At 67.0% G+C, this 16,902-nt stretch carries 15 protein-coding genes; 11 read left to right on the top strand and 4 right to left on the bottom strand.

Features of this window, described 5'->3' with window-relative positions:
- Window positions 1-27: 27 nt before the first annotated feature.
- From C5E10_RS09820 to C5E10_RS09810, 3 genes are all read right to left on the bottom strand, one after another.
- Window positions 28-618 (bottom strand): DUF1697 domain-containing protein, encoded by a 591-nt coding sequence (locus C5E10_RS09820; protein WP_104331480.1) that lies wholly within the window; start codon window positions 616-618, stop codon window positions 28-30.
- 10 nt (window positions 619-628) lie between these two features.
- Window positions 629-889 (bottom strand): 30S ribosomal protein S20, encoded by a 261-nt coding sequence (gene rpsT, locus C5E10_RS09815; RefSeq protein WP_068493103.1) that lies wholly within the window; start codon window positions 887-889, stop codon window positions 629-631.
- A gap of 114 nt (window positions 890-1,003) precedes the next feature.
- Complete coding sequence (locus tag C5E10_RS09810; protein ID WP_104331479.1) at window positions 1,004-2,617, bottom strand: ABC-F family ATP-binding cassette domain-containing protein; 1,614 nt, start codon at window positions 2,615-2,617, stop codon at window positions 1,004-1,006.
- Window positions 2,618-2,726: 109 nt separating this feature from the next.
- Here C5E10_RS09810 and lepA point away from each other — a divergent pair, with 109 nt between their 5' ends.
- From lepA to C5E10_RS09760, 10 genes are all read left to right on the top strand, one after another.
- Window positions 2,727-4,571, top strand: a complete 1,845-nt coding sequence (gene lepA / locus C5E10_RS09805; protein ID WP_104331478.1) for a translation elongation factor 4 — start codon at window positions 2,727-2,729, stop codon at window positions 4,569-4,571.
- A gap of 55 nt (window positions 4,572-4,626) precedes the next feature.
- A complete protein-coding gene (gene dapA, locus C5E10_RS09800) occupies window positions 4,627-5,601 on the top strand; it encodes a 4-hydroxy-tetrahydrodipicolinate synthase (protein ID WP_104240862.1) in 975 nt (324 codons plus the stop codon).
- A gap of 48 nt (window positions 5,602-5,649) precedes the next feature.
- Window positions 5,650-7,323: a ribonuclease J gene (locus C5E10_RS09795; protein ID WP_104331477.1), complete on the top strand. Its 1,674-nt coding sequence runs from the start codon at window positions 5,650-5,652 to the stop codon at window positions 7,321-7,323.
- Between the two features lie 85 nt (window positions 7,324-7,408).
- A complete protein-coding gene (locus tag C5E10_RS09790) occupies window positions 7,409-10,264 on the top strand; it encodes a DNA translocase FtsK (RefSeq protein WP_104331476.1) in 2,856 nt (951 codons plus the stop codon).
- 14 nt (window positions 10,265-10,278) lie between these two features.
- On the top strand, window positions 10,279-10,911 hold the full coding sequence (pgsA, locus tag C5E10_RS09785) for a CDP-diacylglycerol--glycerol-3-phosphate 3-phosphatidyltransferase (RefSeq protein WP_104331475.1): 633 nt from the start codon (window positions 10,279-10,281) through the stop codon (window positions 10,909-10,911).
- Window positions 10,908-11,447 carry a CinA family protein gene (locus tag C5E10_RS09780; protein WP_104331474.1) on the top strand — a complete coding sequence of 180 codons (540 nt, stop codon included), beginning with the start codon at window positions 10,908-10,910 and terminating at the stop codon, window positions 11,445-11,447. The genes pgsA and C5E10_RS09780 overlap by 4 nt, the downstream gene beginning before the upstream one ends.
- Before the next feature lie 169 nt (window positions 11,448-11,616).
- A complete protein-coding gene (locus C5E10_RS09775; protein ID WP_104240867.1) occupies window positions 11,617-11,928 on the top strand; it encodes a helix-turn-helix domain-containing protein in 312 nt (103 codons plus the stop codon).
- A gap of 72 nt (window positions 11,929-12,000) precedes the next feature.
- The gene (locus tag C5E10_RS09770; RefSeq protein ID WP_104331473.1) at window positions 12,001-12,231 is read left to right on the top strand and encodes a DUF3046 domain-containing protein; all 231 of its coding nucleotides are present in this window, start codon (window positions 12,001-12,003) and stop codon (window positions 12,229-12,231) included.
- 258 nt (window positions 12,232-12,489) lie between these two features.
- A complete protein-coding gene (gene recA / locus C5E10_RS09765) occupies window positions 12,490-13,569 on the top strand; it encodes a recombinase RecA (RefSeq protein ID WP_104240869.1) in 1,080 nt (359 codons plus the stop codon).
- 206 nt (window positions 13,570-13,775) lie between these two features.
- The gene (locus C5E10_RS09760; protein ID WP_181062714.1) at window positions 13,776-14,408 is read left to right on the top strand and encodes a regulatory protein RecX; all 633 of its coding nucleotides are present in this window, start codon (window positions 13,776-13,778) and stop codon (window positions 14,406-14,408) included.
- On the opposite strand, the gene C5E10_RS09755 is transcribed toward C5E10_RS09760, so the two are convergent.
- Window positions 14,370-15,311, bottom strand: coding sequence for a hypothetical protein (locus C5E10_RS09755; RefSeq protein ID WP_104331471.1), 942 nt, complete (start codon window positions 15,309-15,311; stop codon window positions 14,370-14,372). The genes C5E10_RS09760 and C5E10_RS09755 overlap by 39 nt on opposite strands.
- Window positions 15,312-15,378: 67 nt before the next feature.
- Here C5E10_RS09755 and miaB point away from each other — a divergent pair, with 67 nt between their 5' ends.
- Window positions 15,379-16,902: a tRNA (N6-isopentenyl adenosine(37)-C2)-methylthiotransferase MiaB gene (miaB, locus tag C5E10_RS09750; RefSeq protein WP_104331470.1), complete on the top strand. Its 1,524-nt coding sequence runs from the start codon at window positions 15,379-15,381 to the stop codon at window positions 16,900-16,902.

The raw sequence follows: 16,902 nt of genomic DNA, 5'->3' as shown, positions 1-16,902 counted from the left end.
CAGCCGCGCACCCGGGCCCCACTGACGCTAGAGCTTGGCCGCGACTCGCAGCACCGTGCCCCAGGTGCGCACCGTTGCTGGCCCGCTCGACGTGTCGGAGCTCTTCGGCCGTCCGAGGCGCTGCAGCACCGGGCTCTCGATCTGCCCGTTCGGGCAGGACACGTAGAGTTCGCGTCCACGCGCAACCCAGCGATCGTCCTTGAGGTCGACGCCCTCGAGCATCGCCTCGACACGCTCCAACGGCGGCTCGGCGCAGAACACGACGACGAATCGGCTCGGGTGGGGATCGAACTGGCGGAACGGATCGTGTTCGACGACCGCCCGCCACTCGTCGGCGTCGCGGATGAGCGTGGGCACATCGAGGTCGAAGGCGGCCGCGATCTCGGTCCGGAGCTGTGTCCCGAGCGCGGCGTTCGTGACGGCTGCCGGAGCGTCGAGCAGCACGTTGCCCGTCTGCAGGACCGTCGCCAGGTTGGTGTGCCCGGCGGCCTCGAGGGCTTGCTTGAGCTCGACCATCGGCAGCTTTCGATGCTGGCCGAGGTTGATGCTCTGCAGGAGCGCGATACGACGAATCGACCCCCGCACCTCGGAAGAGGATGCGGGGGTCGATGTCGGCATGACAGGAGGCTTAGAGCGCTGCGACCGTCTTGGCGATGGCCGACTTGCGGTTCGCTGCCTGGTTCTTGTGGATGACGCCCTTGGAGACGGCCTTGTCGAGCTTCTTGGCAGCGAAGGTGAGCGCGAGCTCAGCCTGCTCCTTGTTGCCCTCGGAGACAGCCGAGCGAACGCGACGGATAGCCGTGCGGAGTTCGCTCTTGTAGGCGCGGTTGCGCTCGGTCGCCTTGCGGTTGGTGCCGATGCGCTTGATCTGCGACTTGATATTTGCCACGTTGCTTCTTTCTTACAGGAAGGTGTACTGGAACGGTGCCGCACGGAAGAGGGCCGTGCCGCCAATCCGCGCCGAGTGGGCGACGCGTAAGCCAAACAGAAACTCTACCAGGCTTCAGGCGACGTCGGTACCTGAATCGGCGATGGTGATCTCGAGCTCGGCCGGAGCATCAGTTCTCGTGCCGAACACGACGGTCCCCGTGGCGACCTTGTCGATGAAGAACCGGTCGTGGCTGACGACGATGACGGCGCCGGGGAAGTGCACGAGCGCGCGCTCCATGACCTGCGTGCTCGGCAGGTCGAGGTGGTTCGTCGGCTCGTCGAGCACCAGCACGGATGCGCCCGACAGCAGGCACTGCGCCATCGCGACTCGCGCCCGCTGGCCACCGGAGAGGGTGCCGATGCGGGACTTCAGCTCGGCCTCGCTGAAGCGGAACATGCTGAGGAACCGGGCGACGGACTTCTTCGTCGCCCGCAGCGCGATGCTGTCCGGCATGGCGTTCACCGAGTGCGACACGGTGTCGGACTCGTCGAGCTCCGCGAGCACCTGGTTGTACGAGACGACCTTCACGCCGTTCGGCCAGTCGACCCGGCCGACGTCGCCGGACTCCTCGCCCGTGAGGACGCGCAGGAGCGTCGACTTGCCGCTGCCGTTGGGCCCGATGACGGCGATGCGGTCGCCGCGGTGCACCTCGAAGGTCACGTCGTCGAAGAGGGTCCGGTCGCCGTAGCTCTTGCCGAGGCCCGAGACACGGGCGAGCACATCCTTGACGTGCAGGGAGCCGTAGATCTCGGTCACGATCTCGTCGACGGGCCGCGGCGCTCGCTTCTTCTTGATGCTCGAGAGGCGCTTCCCGAGTCCCTTGCCGCCAGCCTTCGCTGCTTCGCGGCGGTCGGAGATGCCCTCCGCCTCGAAGGCGAGCAGCTCGGCCTCGTGGACGAACTGCGCCTGCAGGGTCTTGAGCCGGAACTGCTTCTGGATGACGTACTCGCCGAAGTCACCCGGGTACTCGTGCAGGTGCAGGTTCTCGACCTCGAGGATGCGCGTGACCACCGCATCCAGGAACGTGCGGTCGTGCGACACGATGATCGCGGCGCCGCGGAACGAGCGGAACCAGGTCTCGAGCCACTCGACGCCTGCGACGTCGAGGAAGTTGGTGGGCTCGTCGAGGAGCAGCACGTCGGGCTGCTCGAGCAGGAGCTTGGCGAGCGCTGCGCGGTTGCGCCAGCCGCCGGAGAGCTGCTCGATGGGGCTCGTGCGGTGTGCCTCGTTGAAGCCGAGCTTCGTGAGGGCGGTGTCGATGTGGCGCTTGTAGTCCCAGCCGTCCGCGCGGTCCATCTCCTCGAAGAGCTCGGATTGGCGCAGGATGAGGCGGTCGAGCGTATCGGCGTCTGGCTCGGCGGCGATGCCGGCGTCGATCTCGGCGAGCTCCGCCTCCATGTCGTGGACGTGCGAGAAGAGAGTCTCCAGCGTGTCGAGGATCGTCGACGAGCCGTCCAGCTCGGAGAACTGCGAGAAGTAGCCGATGCGCACGCCGTCATCGATCGAGACGGTGCCCGTGTCGGGCGAGACCTGTTCGAGGATGAGCTTCAGCAGCGTCGACTTCCCTGAGCCGTTCTGGCCGATGAGCCCGACTCGATCGCCCCGGTCGAGGGTGAGGAAGATCTCCTTGAGCACTGGGGAGGGGCCGAAGCCGACCTCGACGTCGTTGAGGCGGATGAGACTCATGCGGTGGTGCCTTCCTGGGCCGTTCTCTGGCGGTGCGGACGCTGGCTGCGCGCTGAAGCACCGGGCGATGAGCGCTGGGTGCGCGGCTCATGGGAGAATAGGCGACACCATGTCACCACGCGCCTCCACTCCGCTCGAGCCGGCTCAGACCGACCCCGCCCGGATCCGCAATTTCTGCATCATCGCTCACATCGACCACGGCAAGTCCACCCTGGCCGACAGAATGCTGCAGCTCACGGGCTCCGTCGACGACCGCGCCATGCGTGCACAGTACCTCGACCGGATGGACATCGAGCGGGAGCGCGGCATCACGATCAAGAGCCAGGCGGTCCGCATGCCGTGGGCCGTCGAGGGCGACACGTTCGCGCTCAACATGATCGACACGCCCGGCCACGTCGACTTCTCCTATGAGGTCTCGCGCTCGCTCGCGGCGTGCGAGGGAGCCATCCTGCTGGTGGATGCGGCGCAGGGCATCGAGGCCCAGACGCTCGCGAACCTGTACCTGGCGATGGAGAACGACCTCGAGATCATCCCCGTCCTGAACAAGATCGACCTCCCTGCCGCCGACCCCGAGCGCTTCGCGGCGGAGATCGCGAACCTCATCGGCGGCGACCCCGACGACGTGCTGCGTGTGAGCGGCAAGACCGGAATGGGCGTCGAGGAGCTGCTCGACCGTGTCGTCGAGCGCATCCCGGCACCGGTCGGTGTGGCGGATGCCCCCGCTCGCGCGATGATCTTCGACTCGGTCTACGACGCCTACCGCGGCGTCGTCACGTATGTCCGCGTCGTCGACGGCGAGCTCAAGGCGCGCGACAAGATCAAGATGATGTCGACGGGTTCCACGCACGAGATGCTCGAGATCGGCGTCTCGTCGCCGGAGCCCACCGTGGCCAAGGGCCTCGGGGTCGGCGAGGTCGGCTACCTCATCACGGGCGTGAAGGACGTGCGTCTCTCGAAGGTGGGTGACACCGTGACGGGCAGCACGCGTCCATCCGATGACCCGCTTCCCGGCTACACGGAGCCGAAGCCCATGGTCTTCTCCGGCCTGTACCCGATCGACGCTGGCGACTACCCCGAGCTCCGCGAGGCGCTGGACAAGCTCAAGCTCTCGGATGCCGCGCTCAACTACGAGCCCGAGACGTCGGTGGCGCTCGGCTTCGGGTTCCGCGTCGGCTTCCTCGGCCTGCTCCACCTGGAGATCGTCACCGAGCGCCTCATGCGCGAGTTCGACCTCGACCTCATCACGACCGCGCCCTCGGTCGTCTACGAGGTCAAGACGGAGGACAAGCAGCTCCACACCGTCACGAATCCGAGCGAGTACCCAGAGGGCAAGATCCTCGAGGTCCGCGAGCCGATGATGCGCGCCGCGATCCTCGCTCCGAAGGACTACGTGGGCAAGATCATGGAGCTGTGCGAGGGCAAGCGCGGGACGCTCATCAGCATGGACTACCTCAGCGAGGAGCGTGTCGAGCTGCGCTACTCCATGCCGCTCGGCGAGATCGTGTTCGACTTCTTCGACCAGCTCAAGAGCCGGACGCAGGGGTACGCGTCCCTCGACTACGAGCCCATGGGAGACCAGGTCGCCGACCTCGTGAAGGTCGACATCCTGCTGCAGGGCGAGCGCGTCGACGCGTTCAGCGCCGTCATCCACAAGGACAAGGCGTACGCCTACGGGCTGCTGATGACCGAGCGCCTCCGGAAGCTCATCCCGCGCCAGCAGTTCGAAGTGCCCATCCAGGCCGCCATCGGCGCCCGCATCATCGCCCGCGAGACGATCCGCGCCATCCGCAAGGACGTGCTCGCGAAGTGCTACGGCGGCGACATCTCCCGCAAGCGCAAGCTGCTGGAGAAGCAGAAGGCCGGCAAGAAGCGCATGAAGATGGTCGGGCGCGTGGAAGTGCCGCAGGAAGCCTTCATCGCGGCGCTGAGCGGCGACGTGGAGAAGAAGAAATAGCAAGCTCGACAACAAGACCCAGTCTTTACCTAGTGGAAGTAGCCTGAGAGACGTGATGGAACAGGACAACCCTTTCGGCCAGGTGCTCGTTGCACTCGTGACTCCGATGACACACGACGGCGAAGTCGATTGGGCGGGAGTCGAGAAGCACATCGACGACGTCATCTCGGCCGGCGCTGACGGCATCGTCGTCACCGGTACAACCGGTGAGACGTCGACGCTCACCGACGCCGAGAAGCTCAAGCTCGTCGTCGTGGGCAAGGAGGTCTCGGCCGGGCGCGCGAAGATCATCACGGGTGGACCGTCGAACGAGACGGCGCACGCCATCCAGCTCGCGAAGCAGTCGGCGGATGCCGGCGCCGACGGCGTCATGGCCGTCACCCCGTACTACAACAAGCCGACCCAGGCTGGCGTGCTCACGCACTTCCGCATGATCGCTGACGCCACGGACCTGCCGCTCATCCTCTACGACATCCCGGGCCGCACGGGCATCCCGATCACCTACGAGACGATCCTCCGCCTCGCCAAGCACCCGAACATCATCGCGGTGAAGGACGCGAAGGGCGACCTCGCGCAGGTGTCCCGCGTGCTCAACCAGACCGAGCTGCTCTACTTCTCGGGAGACGACGCCAACACGCTCCCGCTGCTCTCGATCGGCGCGACGGGCCTCATCGGCGTGACCGCGAACATCGCGTCGCAGCCCTACCGCATGATGGTCGACGCCGTCAACGCGGGCGACCTCCGCACGGCGACGGACGCGCACCAGCGCCTCGAGCCGCTCGTGCGGGCCACCATGACCCACGTCCCGGGCACCGTGGCGACCAAGTACATCCTGCACGGCCTCGGCCGCATCCAGTCCCCCCGCGTCAGGTTGCCGCTCGTCGGCCCGGAGGAGTGGGAAGCCGCCCTCATCGAGGACGAGCTCGACCTGGTTCGCGACGTCGAAGGCGCGAGCTTCACGAACTTCCGGCCTGACCGCAACGCGGCCGCGGGTGGTGCGCTCCCGCGCATCCCAGGCACAACCCGCTGATTCGACCCTCACCTCACCAGCGGCAACGCTGATTTCCCAAAGGCTCATATGACGAAGACCGAACACCTTCCCAAGCTCGCACCAGGCTCGATGCGGATCATCCCGCTCGGCGGTCTGGGCGAAGTCGGCCGCAACATGGCGACGTTCGAGATCGACGGCAAGATCCTCATCGTCGACTGCGGCGTGCTCTTCCCAGAAGAGACGCAGCCCGGCGTCGACCTGATCCTGCCCGACTTCGACTCGATCCGCGCTCGTCTGGACGACGTCGTCGGCATCGTGCTGACCCACGGCCACGAGGACCACATCGGAGCGGTGCCGTACATCCTCCGACTCAAGCCGGACATCCCGCTCATCGGCTCCACGCTGACGCTCGCCCTCGTCGAGGCGAAGCTCAAGGAGCACCGCATCAAGCCGTACACGCTCACGGTCGCCGAAGGGCAGATCGAGGAGATGGGGCCCTTCACGCTCGAGTTCGTGGCCGTGAACCACTCCATCCCGGATGCGCTCGCCGTGCACATCACCACGGACGCCGGCACGGTGCTCCACACGGGCGACTTCAAGATGGACCAGCTGCCGCTCGACGGTCGCCTCACGGACCTCCGCGCCTTCGCTCGTCTCGGCGAGGAGGGCATCGACCTCTTCATGGCCGACTCCACCAACGCCGAGGTCCCTGGCTTCACTCCGACCGAGCGCAACATCGGCCCGGTCATCGAGGACGTCATCTCGCGGACCAAGGGCAAGGTCGTCGTCGCGAGCTTCTCGAGTCACGTGCACCGCGTGCAGCAGGTCATCGACGCCGCCGCGGCCAACGGCCGCCGCGTCGCGCTCATGGGCCGCTCCATGGTGCGCAACATGGGCATCGCATCCGAGCTCGGCTACCTCAACGTGCCGCAGGGCGTGCTCATCGACCACAAGAAGGCGCTCAAGCTGCCCGACGACCAAATCGTCTTCATGTCGACGGGGTCTCAGGGCGAGCCCATGGCCGTCCTCAGCCGCATCGCGTCCAAGACGCACGCCATCGAGGTGGGGGAGGACGACACCGTCATCCTCGCCTCGAGCCTCATCCCCGGCAACGAGAACTCGGTGTTCCGCGTCATCAACGCGCTCATCAAGCTCGGCGCGAACGTGGTGCACAAGGCGAACGCGAACGTGCACGTGTCCGGTCACGCCGCGGCTGGCGAGCTGCTCTACTGCTACAACATCCTGCAGCCGCGTCAGGTCATGCCCGTGCACGGCGAGATCCGCCACCTCGTCGCCAACGCCGAGATCGCGAAGAAGTCCGGCATCGCGGACGAGAACGTGCTCGTCGTCGAGAACGGCGCCGTCATCGACATGCGGGACGGCGTCGCACGCCAGGTCGCGCAGCTCGACATCGGCTTCATCTACGTCGACGGATCGACGGTCGGCACGATCACGGACGCCGATCTCAAGGACCGCCGCATCCTCGCTGAAGAGGGGTTCATCTCCATCTTCACCGTCGTCGAGGCGGCCACCGGCAACATCCTCGTCGGTCCGGAGATCCACGCCCGCGGGTTCGCACCGGATGAGGCTGTCTTCGACGACATCATCCCGGGCATCCAGAAGGCGCTCAAGGAAGCCGTCGAGGCGGGCAACTCGAATTCCTACCAGCTCTCGCAGGTCGTGCGACGCACGATCGGCCGCTGGGTCAACACGAAGCACCGCCGTCACCCGATGATCATCCCGGTGGTCATCGAGGCCTGAGCTGACGCCCCGAGAGTCGCCGATCTCGGCGGCTCTCGGGGCGTCATCCTCGATCCTGTCGGTGGCCGCAGGTACCTTGGGCACCATGGCCACAACTCCGTCCAACACCAAGCGAACCCCCGCGCCCAAGAAGCGGGCGAGCGCGGCAGCCGCGAAGGCGCCGGCGGAGACCGAGAAGCCGGGCATCGCGACCCGTGCCTGGATGGCCGCCGCGAACGTCGCCGGCCAGACCGCTCGGGCGCTCGGGCCCGAGACGCTCGAGAAAGACCAACGGCGCGACGGATTCCCGTTCCTGCTCCTCCTGCTCGCGGTCATCGGCGGCGTGGTCGTCTGGTTCTTCCCCGGGAACGGGGTCGCCACGGCCTTGAACGACTACACGTTCGGCGGTTTCTTCGGCCGCGTCTCCTACGCGCTGCCCGTCGTGCTCGCGTTCTTCGCGCTCTGGCTCTTCCGGCATCCGTCCTCAGTGAGCGACAACGGGCGCATCGGCGTCGGCCTCTTCCTCGGAATCGTCTCGAGCTCCGCGATCTGCCACGTGCTCGCGGACAGCCCTGACCCCGTCAACGGCATGCCAGCGCTCGCCCTTGGCGGTGGAGTCCTCGGCTGGCTCCTCGGCGGCACTCTCGGCGTGGTCATCACCCCCATCGGTGCGGCCATCGTCGCGGGTCTCCTCATCCTGCTCTCCGTCTTCATCATCACGAAGACCCCTCCGCACAAGGTCGTCGTCAGGCTTCGCGAGCTGTGGGCCTGGATGTTCGGCATCGACGAGGAGTCCGCAGCCCACGCCCGCGCAGCGAAGGCCGGCAAGGCGGCGTCCGGCGACGATGAGAGCCTGCTCGGCGGAGACGACCGCGGTCGCTCGTCCGAGTCGGACCGCCTCCCGTGGTGGCGACGCAACGACTCCGGCCGCGAAGAGGACATCGACTACGAGGAGCAGCCGTACGACACCGCCGTCGCCGACACGAAGAAGCACGAGCACCACCGCATCGACCCGGAGGCGACGACGACCGTCCTGCGCGGTCTCACCTCCGAGGACCCGGACAACGCGGTCACCGGACCGCAGCCGACCGCGGTCCTCTCCGGAGTGCGGATGGACGACGCCACCGATGTCATCGACGTCGCCGAGCCCACGCTCTTCTCGGCCACGGGTATCCAGGACGACTCGACGCCGACCGATCCGGACGAGTTCGCCGACCTCTTCGGGCCGCCCGCAGCCGCGGCGCCGGCCACACCGGCGCCGACAGCAGCGACGGCAGAGGCCTCGGCCTCGGCGGAAGACGGGGCCGAGCAGTGGGATTCCCGCGACGCGGGCGCCCCGGGCCAGGCGTACAGCCTCCCGGTGCAATCGATGCTCTCGCGCGGTGCGCCGGCGCTCGCGCGCACCGAAGCCAATGACCTCATCGTCGAGGCGCTCAACTCGACGTTCGCGCAGTTCAAGGTCGATGCCAAGGTCACGGGCTTCTCGCGCGGCCCGACCGTCACGCGCTACGAGGTCGAGGTGGCCCCCGGCGTCAAGGTCGAGCGCGTCACCCAGCTCTCCAACAACATCGCCTACGCGGTCAAGAGCAATCAGGTGCGCATCCTCTCGCCGATTCCAGGAAAGAGTGCCATCGGGGTCGAGATCCCGAACTCCGACCGCGAGGTGGTCTCGCTCGGAGACGTCTTGCAGTCCCCGGAGTCGATCGCAGCGCGCCACCCCATGACGATCGGCGTCGGCAAGGACGTCGAGGGCGGCTTCGTGCTCGCGAACCTCGCCAAGATGCCGCACCTCCTCGTGGCGGGTGCCACGGGGGCCGGAAAGTCGAGCTTCGTCAACTCCATGATCGTGTCGCTGCTCATGCGCGCGACCCCGGCCGAGGTGCGAATGGTCCTCGTCGACCCGAAGCGCGTCGAGCTCACGCCGTACAGCGGTGTCCCGCACCTCATCACCCCCATCATCACGAACCCCAAGAAGGCGGCGGAAGCGCTGCAGTGGGTCGTGAAGGAGATGGAGATGCGCTACGACGACCTCGAGAGCTTCGGCTACCGCCACGTCGACGACTTCAACGCGGCCATCCGCTCGGGCGGCATCGTCCTCCCTGAGGGCTCGAAGCGGAAGCTCAAGCCGTACCCCTACCTGCTCGTCGTGGTGGACGAGCTCGCCGAGCTCATGATGGTCGCCCCGCGCGACGTCGAGGACTCGATCGTCCGTATCACCCAGCTCGCGCGTGCCGCCGGAATCCACCTCGTACTCGCGACGCAGCGCCCCAGCGTCGATGTCGTCACCGGTCTCATCAAGGCCAACGTGCCGAGCCGACTCGCGTTCGCGGTGACCAGCTCCACCGACTCGCGCGTCATCCTCGACCAGGTCGGCGCCGAGTCGCTCATCGGCCAGGGCGACGCCCTCTTCCTCCCATCGGGAGCCAACAAGGCCGCCCGTGTGCAGGGTGCCTGGGTCAACGACAAGGAGATCATGGAGATCGTGGCGCACGTCAAGCGCCAGGCGCAGCCCGAGTATCGAGCCGACGTCGCGCAGGTCGTGGAGAAGAAGGAGATCGATGCCGACATCGGCGACGATCTCGAGCTCCTGCTCGCGGCCGCCGAGCTGGTCGTGAACTCGCAGTTCGGCTCGACCTCGATGCTGCAGCGCAAGCTGCGCGTCGGATTCGCGAAGGCCGGCAGGCTCATGGACCTCATGGAATCGCGAGAGATCGTCGGTCCCTCCGAGGGTTCCAAGGCACGAGACGTCCTTGTCACCGCCGAGGAGCTGCCCGGCGTGCTCGCGCGCATCCGCGGCCAGGACCCGGCGGCAGGTGCTCCGGCAGCGAGTTCCGCGTCGATGGCCGAGCAGGATGGCATGGCCGCGTCGTTCGACGCCGTCGCGGCCCAATACGATGGGCTGGAAGAAGTCGAAGCCGAGAGCGGCGACGACGACGCCTGGAGTCTGACAGGGCGCGACTAGCGAGAGGCACAACGATGACCGGCCGAATACTCCGCGGGGGCGATGGACCGGTGAGCAACTGGTGCGTGCCGAACCTCATCACCATCGCGCGCATCCTGCTCGTGCCGGTCTTCGTCTGGTTCCTCCTCCTCGACGAATCGAGCGACGGCCCTTGGCGTTGGGCGGCCGCGGTGCTCTTCATCGTCGCGATCGCCACCGACAGCCTCGACGGGCACATCGCGCGCAGCAGGAACCTCATCACGGACCTCGGCAAGCTGCTCGACCCCATCGCAGACAAGGCGCTGACCGGCACGGCACTCGTCATGCTGTCTGTACTCGGAGAGCTGCCGTGGTGGGTGACGATCATCATCCTCGTCCGCGAGCTCGGCATCACCTTCTGGCGTCTCGCCGTCGCCAAGAAGCGCGTGCTCCCGGCCGGACGCGGCGGGAAGCTCAAGACCCTGGTCCAGGCCATCGCCATCTCGCTCGCCCTGCTCCCGCTCTGGGTCGTGTTCGGGGATTGGGTGCACTGGGTCAACGGGATCCTCATGTCCGCGGCGTTCATCCTCACGGTGTGGTCTGGTCTCGACTACCTGTGGGAGGCCTACCGGCCACAGAAGAAGAAGGCGCCCCAACTGCGGGCCGATGATGGGAGCACCCTGCGATGACCGGCGGAATCACACCAGCACTCCCACAGACGGTCGAGCTGGGGCGTGTCCTCCTCGAAGCCGGCCTCAGCATCGGCGTCGCGGAGTCCCTGACCGGCGGGGCGCTCGTCGCCGAACTCGTGAAGATCCCTGGGATCTCGGCGTCGCTGGCAGGCGGAATCGTCGCATATCGCACAGAGCTCAAGCACTCGCTGCTCGGCGTCGACGAAGACCTGCTCGCGGAGCGGGGCCCGGTCGATCCCGACGTCGCTGCGGCGATGGCGCTCGGAGCTCGGACAGCGCTCGCAGCGGGTCGCGCCGATCGCCTTGACATCGGGCTGTCGACGACGGGGGTCGCCGGTCCGCAGCCGCAGGCCGGGCGAGCGCCCGGCATCGTGTTCGTGGGCATCTCCTCGCTCTTCGGCGATCGGGTGATCGACCTGGACTTCTCCTCGCTCGTTCGACTCGACGACCCAGAGGGCAGTCGGCAGCGCGTGCGTGGGGCGACGGTCGAGGCCGCTGTTCACAACGTGCTCGAAATGCTCGTGGAACACTGACGAGGTATCGTGATCTGAGCCACGCGAAGGTTGAGTCGCATCGCCTCAACATTCGGCTTTCTTTCAGGAATACCATCGAGGTTTGCTTGGTTGTTCTCAGCGTGACGAAGTCTCCACGAAGTCTCGTAAGTTACAGTTCTTGGCACACGGCAGTAAGGAGGACCCCGCTATGGTCCTAGCGCGTCAAGAGATCGGTGAAGTCCTGCGCGATGTGCGCCTGCGCAAGGGGCACACGCTCCGGCAGGTCGCGGGTCGCGCCTCGGTTGCACTCGGGTACCTGAGTGAGGTCGAGCGCGGGCAGAAAGAAGCCTCGAGCGAGATCCTCGCTTCAGTGGCGGAAGCCCTCGAGACCCCCCTCTCAACCATCTACCGCGAAGTGGGCGACCGTCTGGCCGTCCATGAGCGCTTCGAGACGAGCATCCCGGACACGGTTCCGGACGACCTGCTGCTCGGAATGCGCAAGCCGCTCGTCACGCGTTAGCGAGACGGCTTCGAAGGTACGTCCAACGGCGTCGCAGCATCTGCTGCGACGCCGTCGGCGTAGGCTGGGGGGATGCGCAAGAGCGAGTTCGACAGGGCCGTGGTCGATGAGTTCGGCGAGGCCTACGGGCGCTCGCTGATGCGAGACCTCGTCTTGGGGGCTCTCGGCGATCGCACTGCGAAGCAGGCCCTCGACGACGGCGTCGAGCCGCGTGCGATCTGGCTTGCGCTCTGCATCGACACCGGCGTTCCCGAGGCCAGGCGGCACGGAGTCGGCACGATAGATCCTGACCGTCGAGGCTGATCTCCGGCCCGCGCGACTCCTTGTCGGGTACGACACGCCTACGGAATGTTCGAAGTCGTGTTCTAAGCGCGTAGGGTGTTCCTGTCGGACTCCTCGGAGACTTGTCCACAGTTGCAGGGTCTCGATCACCGAATGTCGGTGGTCGCCTCTACCGTGAAACTCGAGTAGCCAAGGAACCCGATCCGCCTTGTCGTCAGCGCTCTCCATCAGCGCGCGACAGCCGAGAGGCGACCGCCACATCCCGAGAGGATCACCACCATGCCAAACCCAGCAGACCGCGAAAAGGCGCTTGACGCCGCACTCGCTCAGATCGACCGCCAGTTCGGCAAGGGGTCGGTCATGCGCCTCGGAAGCGACGAGCGCGCACCCGTCGAGACCATCCCGACCGGCTCCGTCGCGCTCGACGTCGCCCTCGGCATCGGCGGACTCCCTCGCGGCCGCATCGTCGAGATCTACGGTCCCGAGTCCTCGGGTAAGACGACCCTCACGCTGCACGCCATCGCGAACGCCCAGCGAGCGGGCGGCATCGCGGCATTCATCGACGCCGAGCACGCCCTCGACCCCGAGTACGCGAAGAAGCTCGGCGTCGACATCGACGCCCTCCTCGTCGCTCAGCCAGACACCGGCGAGCAGGCGCTCGAGATCACCGACATGCTGATCCGCTCGGGCTCGGTCGACCTGGTTGTCATCGACTCCGTCGCAGCGCTCGTGCCGAAGGCAGAGATCGAGGGCGAGATGGGCGACAGCCACGTCGGCCTGCAGGCACGCCTCATGTCCCAGGCGCTTCGCAAGCTGACAGGTGGTCTCAGCCAGACCAAGACCACAGCCATCTTCATCAACCAGCTGCGCGAGAAGATCGGTGTCTTCTTCGGCAGCCCCGAGACGACCGCCGGTGGCAAGGCGCTGAAGTTCTACGCCTCGGTCCGCCTCGACATCCGTCGTATCGAGACCCTCAAGGACGGCACGGAAGCCGTCGGAAACCGCACGCGAGTCAAGGTCGTCAAGAACAAGATGGCGCCGCCCTTCAAGCAGGCAGAGTTCGACATCCTCTACGGCGTCGGAATCTCTCGCGAGGGCTCGCTCATCGACTTCGGTGTCGAGCACGGCCTGGTGCGCAAGTCCGGCGCTTGGTACACCTACGAGGGCGACCAGCTCGGCCAGGGCAAGGAGAACGCTCGCAACTTCCTCATCCAGCACCCCGAGATCGCCGAGGAGATCGAGCGCAAGATCCTGGCGAAGCTCGGCGTCGGGCAGTCTGCCGAGGCTCCTGCTGAGGCAGTCGAGGCACCTCTCGCGCCCGTTGCCGACGCGAAGGTCGCTCAGCGGCGCGGCGCATGACCGACGACCTCGCTCCGGTGACGCCTCTCTTCGGGGCATCACCGGCGGCGCGCAAACGCGCCCCCGATGCCGCAGAAGCCCCGGCTGAACCACGATCTTCGGCGCCTGAGCTCCCCGCGCCGGGAGCGCACATCGCAGCCGAGAGCGCTCCAAGACTCGTTTCCATCCCTGGCGGGCAAGGCGATACACAGGCTTTCACGGCCGTCGTGCCCGCTGGGATGGACTCGGAAGCTCGAGAGCGGCTCACCGCGGAGGCGCAGGAGACGCTCGTGCGGGCCCTTGCTCGCAGCGACAGGTCCACGGAAGAGGCGCGACGCCTCCTCCGGGCTTGGCGTGGCGAAGATCCCAAGGGTGCGCATGCTCCGGAGGACGGCACCGAAGAAGCCACCGAGTTCGAAGAGTCCCTTCGCCTCGACGACGACGAGATCGAACAGGTCATCGAACGGTGCACGGAACTCGGTTACCTCGACGATCTGCGGCTCGCCGAGCTGCTCGTCCACAAGGCGCGAGACAAGAAGCACTCCGGTATTCAGGGAGTCGAGCGGGCGCTCCGAGAGCGCTTCATCTCGGCCGAGGCCATGGCGGAGGCGCTCGCCGAGGTCGACCGTGACGACGAGCTCGAACGGGCTCGCGACCTCGCCGCCGACCGGCTCCGACGGGTCAAGGGCCTGGAGCCCGACGTTGCGATCCGGCGCATTGCCGGCTTCCTTTCGCGACGTGGCTACTCCGCTGGTGTGGCCTTCAACGCGGCACGTGAAGTCGTGCAGGGTGGACCAAGGCCAGGCAGGTCTTCGAGCGGGTCAGCGGGCGTGTTCTTCGGCGCCACGCCCGTCGAGTAGCGCCAGCGCGACTCGCTGGCCCTCGGCGTCGCGCGTCACCTCGAGGCGGACAAGCGCCTCCTCGAGGGCTCGGCGGGCGGCAGCCGGGGCGCCGGCACGGTCATGCGCCTCCGCGAGCACGAATCCGACTCGGCCAGCGGCGCGCAGATCACGTTCCGCTTCGAGCGCAGAGATCGCCGCCATAGCCTGAGCCGTCGCCCCTGCCGGGTCTCCGTCACGCAACGAGGCGCGCGCTCGCCGCACCAGAACGATCGACGCCTCCTGCTCGTGCTCGGCAACCGGCGCAAGATGCACTGCAGCGATCTGCAGGCCAGCATCGAACCCGGCGAAAATCGCGGCACCCGACGGGAACGACACGGAGGAGAGGGCCAGGAGCACCTCACTTCGACCAGCGAACGCCACAGCAACCGCCGCTTCCGAGCTCCCGGCTGCGGCTGGGGCCACAACCTCGTCGACCCAGCGATCCCACGCGAAATCGCTCTGCCGGTACTGGTCGCGCAGACCCGCGTCGCACACGATCAGCAGACCGTGCCGTGGCTCGACCACCGGCACCTCGCCCTGCAGCTCGCCAGGCAGCGAATGCCAATACGCCTCTTCGCGAGGAGCATCGCGCCAGCGCTCGGGCTCGTCGTTCGTCGAGATCGTGAGGGCCTCCACTCGAGAGGCCCCAGACGCATCCGACACCACCGTCGTCGTCGCAGCCAGCGGGCCTCCGCTCGTCCGGAGGACCAGGCCATCGACCCCGTTCTCACCGCCAGCGGGACCTACGTACAGAGCCCCGCTCGGGGCCGAGATCGCAGCGACCCGCGCACCATGAGCCTCCACGGGGCCGGCATCGGTCTGCAGCAGACCTCGCTGAAGAGCAAGAGAAGTCGCCGGCGTGACGCCGTCATCTGAGGTCATGGCTCGCATCCCGTCAGCGTAGCGGTGGGAATGGCCAGGCGTGAAGCGAACGTAGAATTGACGGACCATGAGCGAGACAGCCACACCCATCGCAGCATCCCCGGCAGCACTCAAACCGGACGGTACTCCGCGGAGCTACGAGGTGCGCACGCTGGGCTGCCAGATGAACGTGCACGACTCCGAGCGCATGTCCGGATCCCTCCGTGCGGCAGGCTACGTCGAAGCTGACGGAGCCGACCCGGACATCGTCGTCATCAACACCTGTGCGGTTCGAGAGAACGCCGACAACCGGCTCTACGGCAACCTCGGCCAGCTCGCCGCGATCAAGCGCGAGCACGAGGGCATGCAGATCGCCGTCGGCGGATGCCTCGCGCAGAAGGACCGCGGGACGATCCTCGAGAAGGCCCCATGGGTCGACGTCGTGTTCGGCACGCACAACATGGGTGCGCTCCCGAGTCTGCTCGAGCGAGCCCGGCACAACGAGGAAGCACAGCTCGAGATCCTCGAGTCCCTCGACGTGTTCCCCTCCACACTTCCGACGAAGCGGGACTCGACCTACTCGGGGTGGGTCTCGATCTCCGTCGGCTGCAACAACACCTGCACGTTCTGCATCGTCCCATCTCTGCGGGGCAAGGAGAAGGACCGCAGGCCAGGCGATGTCCTGAACGAGATCCAGGCGCTCGTCGACGACGGCGCCATCGAAGTCACCCTCCTCGGGCAGAACGTCAACTCGTACGGAGTCGAATTCGGCGACCGGCAGGCGTTCAGCAAGCTCCTCCGTGCCGCTGGCAGCATCGATGGGCTCGAGCGGGTGCGCTTCACCAGCCCGCACCCGGCGGCCTTCACGCAGGACGTCATCGACGCCATGGCCGGGACGCCCAACGTGATGCCCCAGCTGCACATGCCGCTGCAATCGGGCTCCGACCGCATCTTGAAGGCCATGAGGCGCTCCTACCGGAGCGCCAGGTTCCTCAGCATCCTCGACAGCGTCCGCGAGCAGATGCCACACGCCGCGATAACGACGGACATCATCGTCGGCTTCCCCGGCGAGACCGAGGAGGACTTCGCCGAGACGATGCGAGTCGTCGAGGCGTCCAGGTTCGCGAGCGCGTTCACCTTCCAGTACTCCATCCGGCCAGGCACACCGGCCGCGACGATGCCCGATCAGGTGCCGAAGGCAGTCGTGCAGGAGCGCTACGAGCGACTCATGAAGCTGCAGGACCGCATCAGCCGAGAAGAGAACGAGAAGCTGATCGGCAGCGTCCAGCGCATCCTGGTCAGCGCAGCAGACGGCAAGAAGGACGACGAGACGCACCGCATGTCGGGACGCTCGGAGGACAACCGGCTCGTGCACTTCTCCCTCCCGGACGGCGCAGAACGTCCACGACCCGGTGATGTCGTCACCGCCGAGATCACGGGAGCGGCGTCGTTCCACCTCGTCGCAGATGCCACGTCGAGCCGCCTCGACGTCCGTCGCACGAGGGCGGGGGACGCCTGGGACCGCTCGCTTGCCGAGAGCTGCGCAGTCCCCGCGCCGGCTGGGGCAGCCCCCCGCGTCTCGCTTGGACTCCCGACGATCCGGCGCGCCTGA

The organism is Pseudoclavibacter sp. RFBG4 (assembly GCF_002931515.1).
Lineage (GTDB): Bacteria > Actinomycetota > Actinomycetes > Actinomycetales > Microbacteriaceae > Pseudoclavibacter.
Note: the sequence above shows the minus strand (reverse complement) of the source record. Positions and strands in the feature narration are given on the sequence as shown.